Raw genomic sequence first — 15,143 nt, forward strand, 5'->3', positions numbered from 1 at the left:
TCCCGTGTTCGCCAACGGGCCGAAGTGTGCCCGCCACCACTGCCGAAGCAGGTGCTTCGGGCGTACCGTGGGTGACATGGACACTTCTGCTGATTTCCGCATTGAACACGACACCATGGGTGAGATCAGGGTTCCGGCTGCAGCCCTGTACCGCGCGCAGACCCAACGCGCCGTGGAGAATTTCCCCATCTCCGGCAAGACGCTGGAGACCGCACACATCCGGGCACTGGCCCAGGTCAAACGTGCCGCGGCCATCGCCAACGAGCAGCTGGGCGTCCTAGACGCCGAACGCTCCTCGGCCATCGTCTCGGCGGCCGAGCTGGTCGCCTCCGGCGCACACGATGACCAGTTCCCCATCGATATCTTCCAGACCGGCTCGGGAACCTCGAGCAATATGAACATGAACGAGGTACTGGCCGAGCTGGCCACCCGTGCGCTCACGGATGCCGGCTCGACCACCGTGGTCCACCCCAACGACCACGTCAACGCGTCCCAGTCCTCCAACGACGTGTTCCCCACCTCGGTACACGTCGCGGCGACCGCAGGGCTACTGCAGGACGTCATCCCGGGCCTCGAAGTTCTGGCCGTCTCGCTGGAGGCCAAGTCCACCGAGTTCAAGGATGTGGTGAAGTCGGGCCGCACCCACCTGATGGATGCCACCCCGGTGACCCTGGGCCAGGAGTTCGGCGGCTACGCCGCCCAGATGCGCTACGGCATCGAGCGGATCATGGCCTCGCTGCCACGAGTTGCCGAGGTGCCGCTGGGCGGCACGGCGGTGGGCACAGGCATCAACACCCCCGAGGGCTTCCCGGCACGCGTCATCGAACTGCTCGCGGCCGACACCGAGCTACCGCTGACCGAGGCCCGCAACCACTTCGAGGCCCAAGCCAACCGCGACGGACTCATCGAGGCCTCTGCCCAACTGCGCAATATCGCGATCTCGCTGATGAAGATCAACAACGACCTGCGGTGGATGGGCTCGGGACCCAATACCGGCCTGGGAGAGATTTCCATCCCGGATCTGCAGCCGGGATCCTCGATTATGCCCGGCAAGGTCAACCCGGTGATCTCCGAGGCCGCGATCATGGTCGCGGCCCAGGTGATCGGCAACGACACCGCGATCGCTTGGTCGGGGACCAACGGGGCGTTCGAATTGAACGTGGGCATCCCGGTGATGGCCTCGAACCTGCTCGAGTCCATCCGCCTGCTGGGAAACACCAGCCGGGTCATGGCCGAGAAAATGGTCGACGGGATCACCGCCAACGTTGAGCGCGCCCGCTTCCTGGCCGAGGCCTCCCCCTCGATCGTCACCCCATTGAACAAGCTCATCGGTTACGAGAACGCCGCGAAGATCGCCAAGAAGGCCATCGCGGAACAGCTCACGGTGCGCGAGGCCACGGTGGCCCTGGGCTTTGTTCAGCGCGGCGAGCTGACCGAGGCCCAGCTTGACGAGCTGCTCGATGTCACCACGATGACCGGGCAACACTAAGGCGCCAAGAGGTCGCGGCAGCACATGGTGGCCCGTGGCCCGGAGGGTTTCCTTCCGGGCCACGGGCCACTTTTATGCGCCGTGGAATCAGGGATTCTGGATCGCGCGGAAGACAACACGGTGAGCCTAACCACAAAAGGTTGCACTGTGGGAGTCAGAGTGCAAAACTGCACTTATGGAAAATAGTGCAACAGATGGCTCGGGCTGCGCCGGAACCCGGCAGACGCTGGGCACCCGCATGCAAAAAACCCGGCTGTCACTGACCCGGCACGCGCGCGAGTTGACGGCCGAACACGGCTTTTCCGGGTTCACCGTCGAGGAACTCTGTGCTCGGGTGGGGATTTCTAGACGCACGTTCTTCAACTATTTCCCCACCAAACTCGACGCGGTCTTCGGCCATGCCGACGACGGGTTGCCCGCTGGTGCACTAGAACGCTTCATGGAAGCCCGGCCCGCCGGGACCACCGGAATCTCCCCCACCTTGCTGGGAGATCTGGTGACCCTGGTCCTGGAGCAGCTGAGCGTGGATGATGCCGAGATCCGCGGCGCCCACGGTTTCTTCGGCATCCTGCACAAGGAACCTGAACTGCTTGAACGCATGATGAAGATCGGCCCGGAACGCCAGGCCGAATTCACCGCCATGGTGGCCAAGCGCGAGGGCGTGGCCCAGGACCACAGCGGCATCGCCCTGCTGCTGCACACCCTGCAATTCGCCGGGATCCGCGCCATCGAACGCTATTTGGAATCTCCCGAGGGCCCCACGCTGGCCGAGGAATTCCTGCACGTCATGTCCCAGGCCCGGGAGCTCTTTGCCCAGGACCTGCACCACGACACCGAGCACACCGCCTAACGGCGGCCCCCGCACGCCACCACCCCTGACCGCCACACACGCAAGGATCCACGCTTATGTCCACCTCCACCGCGTCCCGTACCACCGGGGATCCGGCTCCGCTGCTGCTGACCCAGCGGCGCATCTGGATCATCTTCTCCGCGCTGATCGCCGGAATGATGCTGTCCTCCCTGGACCAGACCATCGTCTCCACCGCGATGCCCACCATCGTGGGCCAGCTCGGCGGGGTCGAGCACCAGGCCTGGATCACCACCGCCTACCTGCTGGCCACCACCATCGTGATGCCGATCTACGGCAAGTTCGGCGACGTATTGGGCCGACGTAACCTCTTTTTGATTGCCATCGCACTGTTCACCCTGGCCTCCGTGGGCGCAGCCTTCGCTGGCACCTTCTGGATGTTCGTCTTCTTCCGTGCGATGCAGGGCTTGGGCGGCGGCGGGCTGATGATCCTCTCCCAGGCCATCATCGCCGACATCGTCCCGGCTTCCGAGCGCGGCAAATACATGGGCCCGCTGGGCGCCATCTTCGGCCTCTCGGCCGTGGCGGGGCCACTGCTGGGCGGCTTCTTCGTCGACCACATGACCTGGCAGTGGGCGTTCTACATCAACATCCCCATCGGCATCGGTGCCTTCCTGATCGCCTGGTTCGCACTGAAGCTGCCGAGCAAGAGGGCCACCAAGAAGATCGATATCCTCGGGGTGCTGCTGCTCTCGATCGCCACCACCTGTCTGATCTTCTTCACCGACTTCGGCGGGAACAAGAACCACGGCTGGGCGGCCCCCGAGACCTGGGCCTGGGGCGTGGGCATGCTCGCTGCCATCGTGCTCTTCGTGATCGCCGAGGCCCGCGCCGAGGACCCGATCATCCCGCTGGCACTGTTCAAGAACCCGATCTTCGTCAATGCCACGGCCATCGGCTTCACCCTGGGCCTGGGCATGTTCGCGGCCATCGCCTTCGTTCCCACCTTCCTGCAGATGTCCTCGGGCACCTCTGCGGCGGTCTCCGGGCTGCTGATGCTTCCGATGATGGTCGGTTTGATGGGCACCAGCATCTGGTCCGGCCTGGCGATCACCAAGACCGGCACGTACCGCCGATTCCCGATCGCCGGCACGCTGGTCACGGCATTGGCCATGTTGGCCTTCACCACGCTCTCGGCCACCACGCCGTTGTGGCTGATCTGCGTGTTCCTCTTTGTCTTCGGCGCAGGCCTGGGACTGATCATGCAGGTGGTGGTGTTGGTGGTGCAGAACGCCGTCGATCCGTCCATGGTGGGCACCGCGACTTCCACCAACAACTACTTCCGCGAGGTCGGGGCCTCGTTGGGCGTGGCGATCTTTGGGGCGATGTTCACCAACCGGCTCTCCGAGAAGCTCACCGACGTCTTCACCGGTGCAGGAGCCAACGCCAGCGATGCGGGCAACGCCACCGCAACCCTGGACCCGCAGACCATGGATCAGCTGCCCGAGGCGGTGCGCGAGGGCATTGTGGAGGCGTACGCCGATTCACTGGCACCGGTGTTCTGGTACCTGATCCCGTTCATCCTGATCTCCTTCGTGCTGGCGCTCTTCCTCAAGCAGGTCAAGCTCTCGGACACCGCAGGCATGGTCGCACGCGGCGAGGCCATCGGCGGGGACGAAGCCAAGACGCTCGAAGACGCGGCCCGCGGCCTTTCGCCGGCCGCCTCCGCGGCCACGGACGCCCCGGGGGCCGAGGACAAGGACCGTGAACCGGTCGCCTAGACCCAGGGCAACAGCCAGCGTGGCCTAGCAATGCCGGTTTCCCCCTTTTTCGCAGATGCGAGATAAGGGGGAAACCGGCACTTTTTTGCGCTCAGGTAATCGGGTATCAGGTCTCGGGTGCCGGCCCACCGCGTGCTACTCGGTGAGGAAGTGCCCCTCGTTTCGGGGCCCGCGCGTCCAGTCGATGGCGCGCTGGTGCTTGGGCGGCAGCGCCGGGGTCGCATCCACCGGGAACCAGGCAACCTCGAGGTTCTCATCGTCGTTGACCTTCGCGTCCCCACTGAGATATTCCGCGGCCATGATGATGTCCAGGTACTGCGCCCGGTCCCCGTTGGGGTAAAGCGCCTCGTCAGTGGTTGCCACCCCGACCAGCCGGGTGATGGTGCAACGCACTGCCGTTTCCTCCAGCACCTCGCGTACCGCGGCAATGGCCGGTTCCTCCCCGGGCTCCAGGATGCCGGCAGGCAGCGTCCAGCGCCCGTTGTCGGCCCGGCGCACCAGCAACACCCGGTTGCGGTGGATCACCACGACCTTGACCCCGGGCAGCCACAACGGGTCATGGCCAATCTTTTCGCGCATCTCTACGATGAATTCGGGTGTTGGCATGGGCGCTGAGGCCTTTCTTCTGGAGCTGCAGTGGTGCCTAGCCTGCCATACCCAGGGCGATGGCCGCACCCGCGAGCATGAACGGGCCAAAGGCGACCGCGGTGCGCGCCGAAGCCCGCCGTGCCAGTATCAGCACCAACGCAAACACGGCACCGATCATGAAGGCCAACGCCGTAGCCCAGAACAAGTGAGGGTAGGACACAAAGCCCAAATACAGGCCCAGCACCGCGGCCAGTTTCACGTCTCCCAGGCCCATGCCTGCGGGAACCGCCAGGTGCAGCAGCAGGTAGCCGGTGAAGAGGATCACCGCTCCCAGCACCATCCGCAACAGCATCATTGGTTCCCCGGCCAGTACCGCGGCGGCCCCCAGCAGCACCGCCGCACTGATGAACCATGGGCCCAGAATACGGTTGGGCAGCAGGTGCGAACGAAAATCGATGATACTCAACAGAACCGCGTTAGCCAGGAACAACAGCACTGCCGCTGCCGCCAGCACGGCTGCCACCAGGGTCGGGATCGACCCGGCGGTGAACCAATGCATCAGTAGGTGCGGCATGGGCCACACCATACGCGGTGCCGGCACGGGTGTCAGCGATGGCACGCAAACCCCCGGCGGCTGCACCTCGTTACACTGAAGGCATGGCACAGCTTGATGGCACAGGAGTCTTTCCGGATCCGGAGCACGCCCCCGGCAAGGAACTCATGGGGCATTTCCGCAGGCTGGCCCGGTCCTCGCCCTGGTTATGGGATACCGTGCAGTTCACCATCGCAGCCACCGACGCCGAGCAACGCACGCTCGCCTTCGCCACCCCGGGGCTCGCCAAGCACCTCACGGTGCTGATCCGGCGCCCCGATGCGATCCGGGTGGAGGACGATGCAGGTGCGGTGCTCTTCCGCACCGAGCACATCAACGATTCGCGCGATGGCCGGTTCGTGGCCGCCACCCGCAAGAGCTGGCTCTTGCCCCCGCAACTACTCTCCCCGGTCTACGGAGATGACGGACTCGTTTCCCGCCGCCCCGAGGCAGCCTATGTCAACGAGCTGATGCCGGTGGGACTGTGGAGCGCGTTCCTGGATCCGGTCGAGGTCGCGGGCTTTGCCCCGGGGCCGGCCGATATGGCGTTCCCGCATCCAAGCACCATTCGCTCGTTGCGCGTCATCATCGATGAGGCGGGCCGCGAATGCCTTGAAGCAGTACTTTCCCGGGGACATTCCTACAGCCCGTTGCTTCCCGAGGCACCGTTGCTGGGCACCGGGATGACACGGATCCGCTTGGACCGGGCCACCGGAATCTGTGTGCTGCGCCAGGTACTCGATGGGCCCGGGGCCGGGGTGGAACACCGGATCCTCATCACCGCGACCGACCAGTACATGATCGATGGATTGTTCACCCAGCCGCAGGCTTCGCTCAGCGATATGCGGCTGGCACCGCTGTGGCCGATCCCGGATCTCACCGAGGATTCGCCCGACGCGGCGCGGCACCGGGATGGGCCCGCGGCCTGAAGCCATGGGCCCGTCCCGGTACCGCGGGATCCCCTAGTGGATGCGGTCCTCGAGCAGCTCGGTGACCAACGCGGCGATCTCCGAACGCTCGGAGCGAGTCAGGGTGATATGCCCGAAGAGGTGATGGCCCTTGAGCTGTTCGACCACCGCCGCAACCCCATCGTGTCGCCCCACCCGCAGGTTGTCGCGTTGGGCCACATCGTGGGTGAGGACCACCTTGGAGTTCTGCCCGATCCTCGAGAGCACCGTGAGTAGTACGTTGCGCTCCAGCGACTGGGCTTCATCCACGATCACGTAGGCGTCGTGTAGCGAACGGCCACGGATGTGGGTCAGCGGCAGGACCTCGAGCATGCCCCGGCTCATGACCTCGTCGATGGCGTTCTTGGAAACCACCGAGCCCAGGGTGTCGAACACCGCCTGGGCCCAGGGATTCATCTTGTCCGCCTCGGCCCCCGGGAGGTAGCCCAGATCCTGCCCGCCAACCGCGTACAGCGGACGGAAGACCATGATCTTGCGGTGTTCCCGGCGCTCCATCACCGCTTCGAGCCCGGCGCACAGGGCGAGGGCCGATTTACCGGTGCCGGCCCGTCCACCGAGCGAGACGATCCCGATTTCCTTGTCGAGCAGCATATCCAGGGCCAGGCGTTGTTCGGCCGAGCGCCCCCGCAGACCGAAGGCTTCGCGGTCCCCACGCACCAGGCGCACCAGATGGTTGCGATCCACCCGGCCCAGGGCCGAGCCGCGCGGAGAATGCAGGATCAGCCCGGTGTTCACCGGCTGGTCGGCGGCTTCCTCAAGTTCCAGAGATTCCTCGGCGTAGAGGGCCGACATGTTCTCCTCGGCCACATTCATTTCGTGGACGCCGGTCCAGCCCGAATCGGCAATCAGTTCGTTGCGGTACTCCTCGGCGGTGAGCCCCATGGCAGAGGCCTTGATGCGCATCGGCATGTCCTTGGACACCAGGGTCACGTCCAGGCCCTCGTCCAGCAGCGATTTGGCCACCGCCAGGATCCGGGTGTCGTTATCCGCGTTGCGGAACCCGATGGGCAGCACCTCGGAGGCAATGTGGTTCAGCTCGATGCGTAGGGTCCCGCCCTGCTTGCCCACGACCATGTCATTGGCCAGTCCGCCTTGTTTGCTGCCCAGATTATCCAGGGTCCGCAGGGCCTCGCGGGCAAAGAACCCCAGGGTCGGGTCGTTGCGTTTACGCTCCAGTTCGGTGATCACCGTCAGGGGCAGCACCACGTGGTGTTCGGCAAAGTGCAGCATCGCATGGGGATCGGCGATCAGCACCGAGGTGTCCAGGACGAAGGTGCGTGAGCCTTCCGCGGCCGCCGTATCAGTGGCTGTCGTTTCCGACGCGGCGGGTGAGGTTGATGGGTGTTCCGTATTCGCTGCCAAGTCTCGCTCCTTGCGGGGAGATATTCCCCGAATCGGCGGGCGATGACGGACTCATCACCCGTTATTCACCAACATACGCGCTTCTCAGCGCGCTATTCTAGGGTTCGGGCCGAGTCGTGATGAAGACGAGAATAAGGCTCTGTGGCTCCGAGGTGTCCAGAAGGTGCCGGGCGCGGGCGCCTCAAGAGCCGAAGCGGCGTTGCCGATCGGCGAAGTCACGCAACGCGCGCAAGAAATCCACGCGCCGGAAGTCCGGCCACAGGGCCTCGCAGAAGTAGAACTCGGAATAGGCGCTCTGCCAGGTCAGGAACCCGGAGAGGCGTTGTTCCCCCGAGGTACGAATGACCAAATCCGGATCGGGTTGTCCCTTGGTGTACAGGTGTGTGGCCAGCTGGTCCGGATCCAGCTTGGCGGCGATCTGCGCGGCGCTCAGCCCGTTGGCGTCGCCCTGGAGCAGCAGTGCCTTGACCGCGTCGACGATTTCTTGGCGTCCACCGTAGCCGACGGCCACGTTCACGTGGATCCCGGTGACGTGCGCGGTAGATGCTTCTAGCTCGCGCAGCTTGTCGGAGAGGTAGTCCGGCAGCAGGTCCAAGGCGCCGACCGGCTTCACCCGGACGGTTTTGGTCTCGCCCAGCCGGTCCAAGGTGTTGGCGATGATGCCCATCAGGGCGTCGAGTTCCTCGCTGGAGCGGTTCATATTATCGGTGGAAAGCATGTAGAGCGTGACCATGTTGATGTCCAGCTCCTGGCACCAACCCAGGAATTCCAGGATCTTGTCCGCGCCCGCTTGGTGTCCACTGGCGGTGGTCTGCCCGGAGAGTTTGGCCCAGCGCCGGTTCCCGTCCACCAACACCCCGATGTGGGCAGGCAGTTTTTCCGGGGTCAGCAAACGCCGAAGCTGCCGCTCATAGAAGCGGTAGACGAATGCCGGTAGTTCCACGGCGATACTCCTGCTCGGGATGGGATCTAATCATGCCTGCGGTCCAGGGGACCGCAGTTTTGCTTAACGCTACCGGGTGCCGGGTGCCGGTACGCGCCATGACGCGGGCATTGGTCAGCGCGTTGCGCCACGTGCAGGCACTCCGATGACGAGGCTTCGGGCCCTTCTGCCGCACCCGATCCCTGAAGTTACGCATCGGTAGATTAGGCTTGAGTCATGAACCAACACGGCGGAACGCGCCAAGACCCACCGGTTCCTGCCGCACCGGAAAAGCCACTGCTACGCGGTTGGATCCACGCGGTCACGGCCCCGCTGGCACTGGCCGCGGGCATCGTACTCATCGTTCTCGCCCCGGCCGGGGCGGGCAAGATCACCAGCGCCATCTTCGCTTTCACCGGTGTGCTGCTCTTCGGGGTCTCGGCCTTCTACCACCGCGGAAATTGGTCCCCAATGACCACCCGGGTGCTCAAGCGCATCGACCACACCAACATCATGTTGCTGATCGCCGGATCCTACACGCCGCTGGCCTGGGCGTTGCTGCCCGCGAAATCCGCGACGATCCTGTTGACGGCCATCTGGATCGGGGCCTTGGCGGGGGTCGCGTTCCGCGTTTTCTTTACCGATGCGCCACGTTGGGTGTACACGCCGGTGTATGTCTTGCTCGGCTTGGGGTCGATGCTGTTCATCGGTGAGTTCTTCGCAGCCAATATCGCCGCCGCGACCCTCATCTGTGTGGGCGGCGCCTTCTACATTGCCGGCGCGGTACTCTATGCGTTCAAGGCCCCCAACCCGATCCCGGGCATTTTAGGATTCCACGAACTCTTCCACCTGGGGACCTTGATTGGTTTTGCCTGCCACTTCACCGCCATCACCATCGCAGTATTGGGCACCATCTAACCAACTTGCCACGACGAAGCGGTAGCGAGCCTTCATGACGAAGGCCCCCCCACCGCCCACCGGGAAGACGGCTGGTAGCACCGTGGCCTACCTGAGCAGTGCGGGCTCCTGCTTCTCATCGATCTCGAGGGGCATCCGCTTGGCCGCTGCGGGGATGCAGGCGGCCAGAATCGCGGCAACAACGGAGATGCCGGCACCGAGAATCAACGTCACCCGGAATCCGGATTCCGAGGGGACCGCCACCCCGCCGAAGTCAATCGTCATTTGCGCCAGCACGAGGCCGACGACAGCGGCGCCACTGGTGGTGCCCAGTGAACGCATCAAGGTATTGAAGCCGTTGGCTGCAGCTGTCTCGCTGCGCGGTACCGCACCCATGATGATGGCCGGCATGGCGCCGTAGGCAAGGGCCACTCCGCTGTTGACGACGATGCTGGTGGCCAGCAGGCCCCAGGTGCTGCCCATGCCCAGCAGGCCCACCCCATAGCCCAGCGCAAGGATCGATACACCGAGCACCAGGGTGAACTTCGGACCGCGTGCGTCACTGAGCCTGCCGCCCACGGGTGCGAGCAAGAGCATCATCAGTCCGGCCGGGGCCATCCAGAGGCCGGCGGCGAGGATCGTTTGACCCAGGCCGTAGCCGGTCTGGCTGGGGAGCTGCAGGATTTGCGGCATGACCAGCATGCTCGCGTACATTCCGAAGCCCACAAAAATCGAGGCGATATTCGTCAGCAACACTCGGGGGATGACCGCGGTGCGCAGGTCGACCAGCGGATCCTTGGTCCGCGTTTCCCAAATACCCCACAGCAACAGCGAGAGAGCCGCGATGCCGAACAGGCCCAGAATGACCGGCGACGCCCATCCCCACGTGGAGCCCTGGGACGCGGCCAGGATCAAGGAGATCAGTCCGATGGTCAGCCCGATGGCTCCCAACCAGTCGAAGCGCTGTCCTGCTGCACCGGCGGGCAGCGCCGGGATGAACTTGAAGATGGCCAACACGACGAGCAAGGAGACGACGGCGCTGCCGAAGAACAACGCGCGCCAGTTCGCAAAGTCAACAACCGCAGCTGCGACCGGCATGCCGATCGCGCCGCCGACACCGAGGGTGGCACTGACCGTGGCAATCGCGGAGGAGAGCCGCTCCTTCGGGACCAGGTCACGCAGCATCGCGATGCCCAGGGGCACCATTCCCGAGCCCAGCCCCTGCATGGCGCGTCCGAGGATCATCACTTCCACGGTGGGAGCGATGGCACACACGATGGCGCCAAGGATCAGTGGCACTGCCAAGACAATGATCATGCGACGCTTGCCGAAGAGGTCGCCCAAGCGGCCCGAAATCGGTACCGCCACGGCGGCGGCCAGCAGCGTAGCCGTGATGACCCAGGCGGTGTTCGAGGCCGAGGTGTTGAAGATGGTGGGAAGCTGCGGAATCAGCGGCGTGACCATGGTCTGGGTGATCGATGCGGCGATGCCCGCCGAGGCCAGCACGGCAACGGCGAGTCCTGAGCCGGGGGTACCGGCCGAGGTTGGTTTAGACACGAGGGCCTTTCAGATGAAACATGCAAGATACATAGAATGTTCATAGTACACATCGGCTGTATGATGGGACGAGATTCAGTGAGGGAGATAACAGTGGAACGCCGCATAGCAGATATTGAATACGAGCAGATGCTACTCAGCCGCTACACGATCGCCCAGCACCGAAATGGAGATGGGCTGGACCGCAGCGTCTACCTGCTGATGAGCCGCATCGACGGGCAAGGACCCATGTCTATCGGCGAGCTGAGCGAGGCCTTCCGCCTCGATGTCTCCACCGTGCAGCGCCAAACGACAGTAGCGGTTCGTGAGGGACTTCTGGAGCGAATCCTCGATCCGGCCGGCAGCGTCGCACGTAAATTCTCCCTCACCTCCACGGGCGACACCCTGTTCAGGGAGGTGCGCGACCACTCGGTGAGCGCTCTTGACCGTATTCTGGCCGACTGGCCCGATGCGGACGTCGATAAGTTCGCGGAATTGATGCACAAGTTTAATGTCTCGATCGAAGAATACCGGGATTCAAAGGACACCTAAGACTGGGGATATCGCCAGCAGCCCCTGGGCAAACCCCACCGGATGCCGGGACCGTGGCCCTGCCATCCACAGGTTCACGGTGCCAGGGTTCAAATGATTCACCAGCGGTACTCATGGCCTTCTGACGTGCCGGCATCCATTGGGCTGCTTGCAGGAATCCTGGTGTGTTCCGTCCTCTTTGGCCCCCCAGCAACGTGGGCGCTAGTGTCCGAGCAGACTTCGTGAAATACCCGGAACTATCAGTGCCGCCAACGAGGCCAAGTCACTGACTGGCGCGTGGCAGACTCCTCCGCGGCAGACATAGAGCCGCAGTTGGCTCTTGGGGCCGGCCGGATACGCGTTCATCAGCAGCTTCCCGCCTCCATTTCCGAGCTGGGCAACACCGGCCAGCATGCCCAGGCGGACCGCAGCGGCACGCTTCTCACCGGTTCCGCCCGAAACCACCAGCTCCGTGCTGGAGCCGTGGACGAAGCGGACCGCAACCCCCAGGGCACTGCCCACTGCATGCGGAGCGCGCTCGGCGAGCGCGGGAACAAATCCCAGTAGCACGCGCACCAACTCCAGATCCTCCTCGCTGCGGGCGAACCCGTTGCCCTGGCCGTCTGCTGCCAACTGCATTCTGCCGGCTCTATCCAGCAGGGCCGCGGCCAACAGCGAGGTTCCGGCCGGGACCGCGTCGTCCAAGGCTTCGGCGCTGGTGGCACCGCCACGGGTTGCCTTCACCCGGGGGTCGTTAGCTGCGCTGTCACGTGGCTTGCCGTCGACGAGGAATAGTTCCACGGCACGGTCCAGAACCGCATCGGCGCGGGCGAACCACGTCGTATCGCCGGTTGCGACCCCGAGCTTCTCGAAGCCCAGCGCCACGGCCGCGTAGTCCTCCAGCACGGCCTCGGTCGAGGTGCTCGCTGTTCCTTGGTGGCTGATGCGGTGCAGCACCGCCTCGGTGTCGCCGGAAGCGGGGACCCAGTGCACGGCCTGGAGGTAGGTGGCAGCGGTGAGTGCCAGCTGGAGCATTTCCGGGGCGCGCAGTAACACCGAGGCCTCGGCCAGGGAGGCAATGGCGAGCCCGTTCCACCCGGCCACGACTTTCTCGTCGCGTTCCGGTTGCACCCGCTGCGCCCGTGCTGCACCCAGCGCTTCCAGCGACCTGGATAGTTCCGGCCATTGATGGATGTCCGGTGTCCGGGAGAACGCGATGGTCATCGGCACCTCGTCCGCCTCCAGGATTGTCCTCGCCCCGGCCTCGGCCGGAAGCGCTGCCCCATCCCACAACGACCAGAACACCCCGGTGCTGGGCGGGCCGAGCACCCGGGTGACCTCGGTGCGGGAGAAGACGTAGGTGGCACCCTCATGGTGGGAGCCATCGGGCATCACGGCATCGGCGTCCAGGGAGGACGCGAAGCCGCCCGAGGCCAACAGCATGTCCTCTTTCAACCACCGATAGATACCCAAGGCGGAAACGCGGGAGAGCTTCGCGATGTCAGGATCCGGCAGTTGCACCGCTGCCCGGGCGTAGAGGCCCAGCAGTTGGGCGTTGTCGTAGAGCATCTTCTCGAAGTGCGGGATCTTCCACCCGGGGTCCACGCAGTACCGGACAAAGCCTCCACCAATGTGATCGGCGAGGGCACCGAGCGCCATGGTTTCGAGGGTATCGGTGGCCAGCTTCGTGGCCTGGACCGCTGCCGGGCCCAGGCCCAGTCCGGCACGCAACAGGAAATCAAGCACGGCGCTTGGCGGGAACTTCGGAGCCGGGGAGAACCCTCCGCTGGGATCGGCAAGCGAGGCGAGCTTGTGCACCGCGGCGGAGACCAGCGGTTCCAGCCCGGCTCCGGCACTACTGGTGGGCAACGGCAAGGGGCGGGAGAACATCTTGGACTGGCCCGCGGCAACCGCTGCCAGGTGCTCGGCCAGGGTGGTCGCCTGTAGCTCCAATTGGTCCCTCCGGTTGACCCACGCATCGGTGACAGCCTCCAGGACTTGGCCGAAGGAGGGCGTGCCCGGCCTCGGGGTCGGCGGGAAGTAGGTTCCGGCATGGATTCCCCGGCCATCGGGAAGGGTGAACACGCTCATGGGCCAGCCGCCGGCCCCGGTGAGGGTTTGGGTGACAGCCATGTAGGCCTCATCCACTGCCGGGTGCTCTTCCCGGTCGATTTTGATCGGCACGAAGTTATCGTTCAGGTACTGAGCCAGCACCGGATCGTCAAAGGATTCGCCTGCCATCACGTGGCACCAGTGGCAGGCGGCGTAGCCAATGGATAAGAAGACCGGGACATCGCGCGCAGCCGCCTCGGCAAACGCTTCATCACCGTAGGGCCACCAGTCCACCGGTTGGTGGGCATGCTGGCGCAAGTAGGCGGAGGCGCTGGAGGCGATTCGTTGTCCCATGTCTCCAGTCTCCCCCACATTGGTTCTTCTGGTCAGGGCCCAGGAAAACGAGCATCTACCGGATCCTTGGCCTTAGAACCTAGAGGTTCCGAAGCGAAGGCATGTGGAGCGTTGACGTTGGGCTGATCGCAGAGTGGCTCGCTTCACTGGACGTCGATTCTCGGGAGCAGGTCGTTGCCGCCATCCGGCTCTTGGAGGACCGCGGCCCACAGCTAGGCCGACCCATCGTGGATAGCGTGACTGATTCTAAATACGCGAACATGAAGGAACTTCGACCGGGTTCTTCTGGTAGATCTGAGCTTCGCGCTCTTTTCGCCTTCGACCCCAAGCGACAAGCGACAAGCGACAAGCGATCATGTTCGTTGCGGGAGACAATGCCGGAAACTGGGATCGATGGTACAAGAAAAACATCCCCGTGGCTGACGACTTGTTCGACGACCACCTACGCTCATTGAAAGGAAAATGACCGTCATGGCAATGTCACTAAACGGCTTCCTCGCAGAGCACCCCGTGGACTTGGAACGAGTCGAGGCACACAAGAAACGGATGCTTGCGGAGGTCCGCGCCTACCGGCTCCGTGAGCTGCGTGAAGTTGCAGGACTGACGCAAGAGCAAGGCGCCGCCCGGATTGGCGTATCACAGCGCCAGCTCTCCAAGATCGAGCACGGAAATTTGAAGAACTCCAAGTTCGGGACCGTTCGTGGCTATATGGAAGCCGTCGGTGGAAACCTCACCATCGAGTACGTGAACGGTGACGTTCGCGTTCAGATCGCCCGACACCAGCTCCAGCAACGCTTCCCCAGGTCATTCCGACGCATCCGTGCGCAGATATAGACCAGATCTTCGCCTTCCACGTGGCGCTTGGTTTCAGGGTCACTTCTCGCCAGCGCCGGCCCAATCCTTACCTGACGCTGCAGTGCTATGGCTCCCCAGCTGCGCTAAGACGGGCTCGAGGGTCATCGTGCCGAATCGTCGCACGGCACATGCGGGGTTTCATTTGAAGATACCGAGCCATTGTTCATGACCTTCGCTGCCGAACCCCGGGCCCATTACGGCAAGCTGCCGGTGCCTGGCCACCACGGATCACGCGACCGCGGCCCCGCAAAAACGCCGGCGGGCTGTTCGGTTTCAGCGAGATCGACCCGCCCTGAGGCTGGATCCGGATCATGTGCGCCGGTCCGGTGCAGCCAGGAGGAGATACCGCCCTGCTACGGGAGGGCCTACTGAAAGCGTTGTGCTTGTCGACAGCAAGAGCGGTGTAAC

14 protein-coding genes are annotated in these 15,143 nt (G+C 64.2%); 8 read left to right on the forward strand and 6 right to left on the reverse strand.

Annotation, left to right across the window (positions count from 1 at the left end; genetic code table 11):
* Positions 1 to 76: 76 nt before the first annotated feature.
* The 3 genes from ADIAG_RS06850 to ADIAG_RS06860 all read left to right on the forward strand — a co-directional run bounded on the left by ADIAG_RS06850 (position 77) and on the right by ADIAG_RS06860 (position 4,078).
* Positions 77 to 1,489, forward strand: coding sequence for a class II fumarate hydratase (locus ADIAG_RS06850; RefSeq protein WP_007270607.1), 1,413 nt, complete (start codon positions 77 to 79; stop codon positions 1,487 to 1,489).
* Positions 1,490 to 1,664: 175 nt separating this feature from the next.
* Positions 1,665 to 2,339: a TetR/AcrR family transcriptional regulator gene (locus ADIAG_RS06855; RefSeq protein ID WP_007270608.1), complete on the forward strand. Its 675-nt coding sequence runs from the start codon at positions 1,665 to 1,667 to the stop codon at positions 2,337 to 2,339.
* A gap of 56 nt (positions 2,340 to 2,395) precedes the next feature.
* Positions 2,396 to 4,078: an MDR family MFS transporter gene (locus tag ADIAG_RS06860; protein ID WP_007270609.1), complete on the forward strand. Its 1,683-nt coding sequence runs from the start codon at positions 2,396 to 2,398 to the stop codon at positions 4,076 to 4,078.
* Between the two features lie 135 nt (positions 4,079 to 4,213).
* On the opposite strand, the gene ADIAG_RS06865 is transcribed toward ADIAG_RS06860, so the two are convergent.
* Entirely contained in the window at positions 4,214 to 4,684 is a 471-nt protein-coding gene (locus tag ADIAG_RS06865) for an NUDIX hydrolase (RefSeq protein WP_007270610.1), read from the reverse strand.
* 37 nt (positions 4,685 to 4,721) lie between these two features.
* Positions 4,722 to 5,240, reverse strand: a complete 519-nt coding sequence (locus ADIAG_RS06870) for a prepilin peptidase (protein ID WP_007270611.1) — start codon at positions 5,238 to 5,240, stop codon at positions 4,722 to 4,724.
* 83 nt (positions 5,241 to 5,323) lie between these two features.
* On the opposite strand from ADIAG_RS06870, the gene ADIAG_RS06875 reads away from it, so the two are divergent.
* Positions 5,324 to 6,187 (forward strand): hypothetical protein, encoded by an 864-nt coding sequence (locus ADIAG_RS06875; RefSeq protein WP_007270612.1) that lies wholly within the window; start codon positions 5,324 to 5,326, stop codon positions 6,185 to 6,187.
* A 33-nt stretch (positions 6,188 to 6,220) separates the two neighbouring features.
* Here ADIAG_RS06875 and ADIAG_RS06880 read toward each other — a convergent pair whose 3' ends face one another.
* A complete protein-coding gene (locus ADIAG_RS06880) occupies positions 6,221 to 7,588 on the reverse strand; it encodes a PhoH family protein (protein ID WP_007270613.1) in 1,368 nt (455 codons plus the stop codon).
* Positions 7,589 to 7,769: 181 nt separating this feature from the next.
* Positions 7,770 to 8,531 carry an isoprenyl transferase gene (locus ADIAG_RS06885; protein ID WP_007270614.1) on the reverse strand — a complete coding sequence of 254 codons (762 nt, stop codon included), beginning with the start codon at positions 8,529 to 8,531 and terminating at the stop codon, positions 7,770 to 7,772.
* A 216-nt stretch (positions 8,532 to 8,747) separates the two neighbouring features.
* Here ADIAG_RS06885 and trhA point away from each other — a divergent pair, with 216 nt between their 5' ends.
* Positions 8,748 to 9,428: a PAQR family membrane homeostasis protein TrhA gene (gene trhA, locus ADIAG_RS06890; protein ID WP_007270615.1), complete on the forward strand. Its 681-nt coding sequence runs from the start codon at positions 8,748 to 8,750 to the stop codon at positions 9,426 to 9,428.
* Positions 9,429 to 9,515: 87 nt separating this feature from the next.
* Here trhA and ADIAG_RS06895 read toward each other — a convergent pair whose 3' ends face one another.
* Positions 9,516 to 10,964, reverse strand: coding sequence for an MFS transporter (locus ADIAG_RS06895; RefSeq protein WP_007270616.1), 1,449 nt, complete (start codon positions 10,962 to 10,964; stop codon positions 9,516 to 9,518).
* Positions 10,965 to 11,057: 93 nt separating this feature from the next.
* On the opposite strand from ADIAG_RS06895, the gene ADIAG_RS06900 reads away from it, so the two are divergent.
* A complete protein-coding gene (locus tag ADIAG_RS06900) occupies positions 11,058 to 11,495 on the forward strand; it encodes a MarR family winged helix-turn-helix transcriptional regulator (RefSeq protein ID WP_007270617.1) in 438 nt (145 codons plus the stop codon).
* Between the two features lie 201 nt (positions 11,496 to 11,696).
* Here ADIAG_RS06900 and ADIAG_RS06905 read toward each other — a convergent pair whose 3' ends face one another.
* Positions 11,697 to 13,880: a thioredoxin domain-containing protein gene (locus ADIAG_RS06905; protein WP_007270618.1), complete on the reverse strand. Its 2,184-nt coding sequence runs from the start codon at positions 13,878 to 13,880 to the stop codon at positions 11,697 to 11,699.
* Positions 13,881 to 13,981: 101 nt separating this feature from the next.
* Here ADIAG_RS06905 and ADIAG_RS22650 point away from each other — a divergent pair, with 101 nt between their 5' ends.
* Both ADIAG_RS22650 and ADIAG_RS06910 read left to right on the forward strand, forming a co-directional pair.
* Complete coding sequence (locus ADIAG_RS22650) at positions 13,982 to 14,335, forward strand: type II toxin-antitoxin system RelE/ParE family toxin (protein ID WP_200859374.1); 354 nt, start codon at positions 13,982 to 13,984, stop codon at positions 14,333 to 14,335.
* A 16-nt stretch (positions 14,336 to 14,351) separates the two neighbouring features.
* Positions 14,352 to 14,714: a helix-turn-helix domain-containing protein gene (locus ADIAG_RS06910; RefSeq protein WP_007270619.1), complete on the forward strand. Its 363-nt coding sequence runs from the start codon at positions 14,352 to 14,354 to the stop codon at positions 14,712 to 14,714.
* Positions 14,715 to 15,143: the final 429 nt, after the last annotated feature.

It is taken from the genome of Paeniglutamicibacter gangotriensis Lz1y (assembly GCF_000348945.1).
Taxonomy (GTDB): domain Bacteria; phylum Actinomycetota; class Actinomycetes; order Actinomycetales; family Micrococcaceae; genus Paeniglutamicibacter; species Paeniglutamicibacter gangotriensis.

Coding starts and splice junctions, on each gene's coding strand:
- ADIAG_RS06905 (WP_007270618.1), bottom strand. CDS start 13,880: ATGGGACAACGAATCGCCTCCAGCGCCTCCGCCTACTTGCGCCAGCAT.
- trhA (WP_007270615.1), top strand. CDS start 8,748: ATGAACCAACACGGCGGAACGCGCCAAGACCCACCGGTTCCTGCCGCA.
- ADIAG_RS22650 (WP_200859374.1), top strand. CDS start 13,982: ATGTGGAGCGTTGACGTTGGGCTGATCGCAGAGTGGCTCGCTTCACTG.
- ADIAG_RS06850 (WP_007270607.1), top strand. CDS start 77: ATGGACACTTCTGCTGATTTCCGCATTGAACACGACACCATGGGTGAG.
- ADIAG_RS06910 (WP_007270619.1), top strand. CDS start 14,352: ATGGCAATGTCACTAAACGGCTTCCTCGCAGAGCACCCCGTGGACTTG.
- ADIAG_RS06870 (WP_007270611.1), bottom strand. CDS start 5,240: ATGCCGCACCTACTGATGCATTGGTTCACCGCCGGGTCGATCCCGACC.
- ADIAG_RS06875 (WP_007270612.1), top strand. CDS start 5,324: ATGGCACAGCTTGATGGCACAGGAGTCTTTCCGGATCCGGAGCACGCC.
- ADIAG_RS06860 (WP_007270609.1), top strand. CDS start 2,396: ATGTCCACCTCCACCGCGTCCCGTACCACCGGGGATCCGGCTCCGCTG.
- ADIAG_RS06855 (WP_007270608.1), top strand. CDS start 1,665: ATGGAAAATAGTGCAACAGATGGCTCGGGCTGCGCCGGAACCCGGCAG.
- ADIAG_RS06865 (WP_007270610.1), bottom strand. CDS start 4,684: ATGCCAACACCCGAATTCATCGTAGAGATGCGCGAAAAGATTGGCCAT.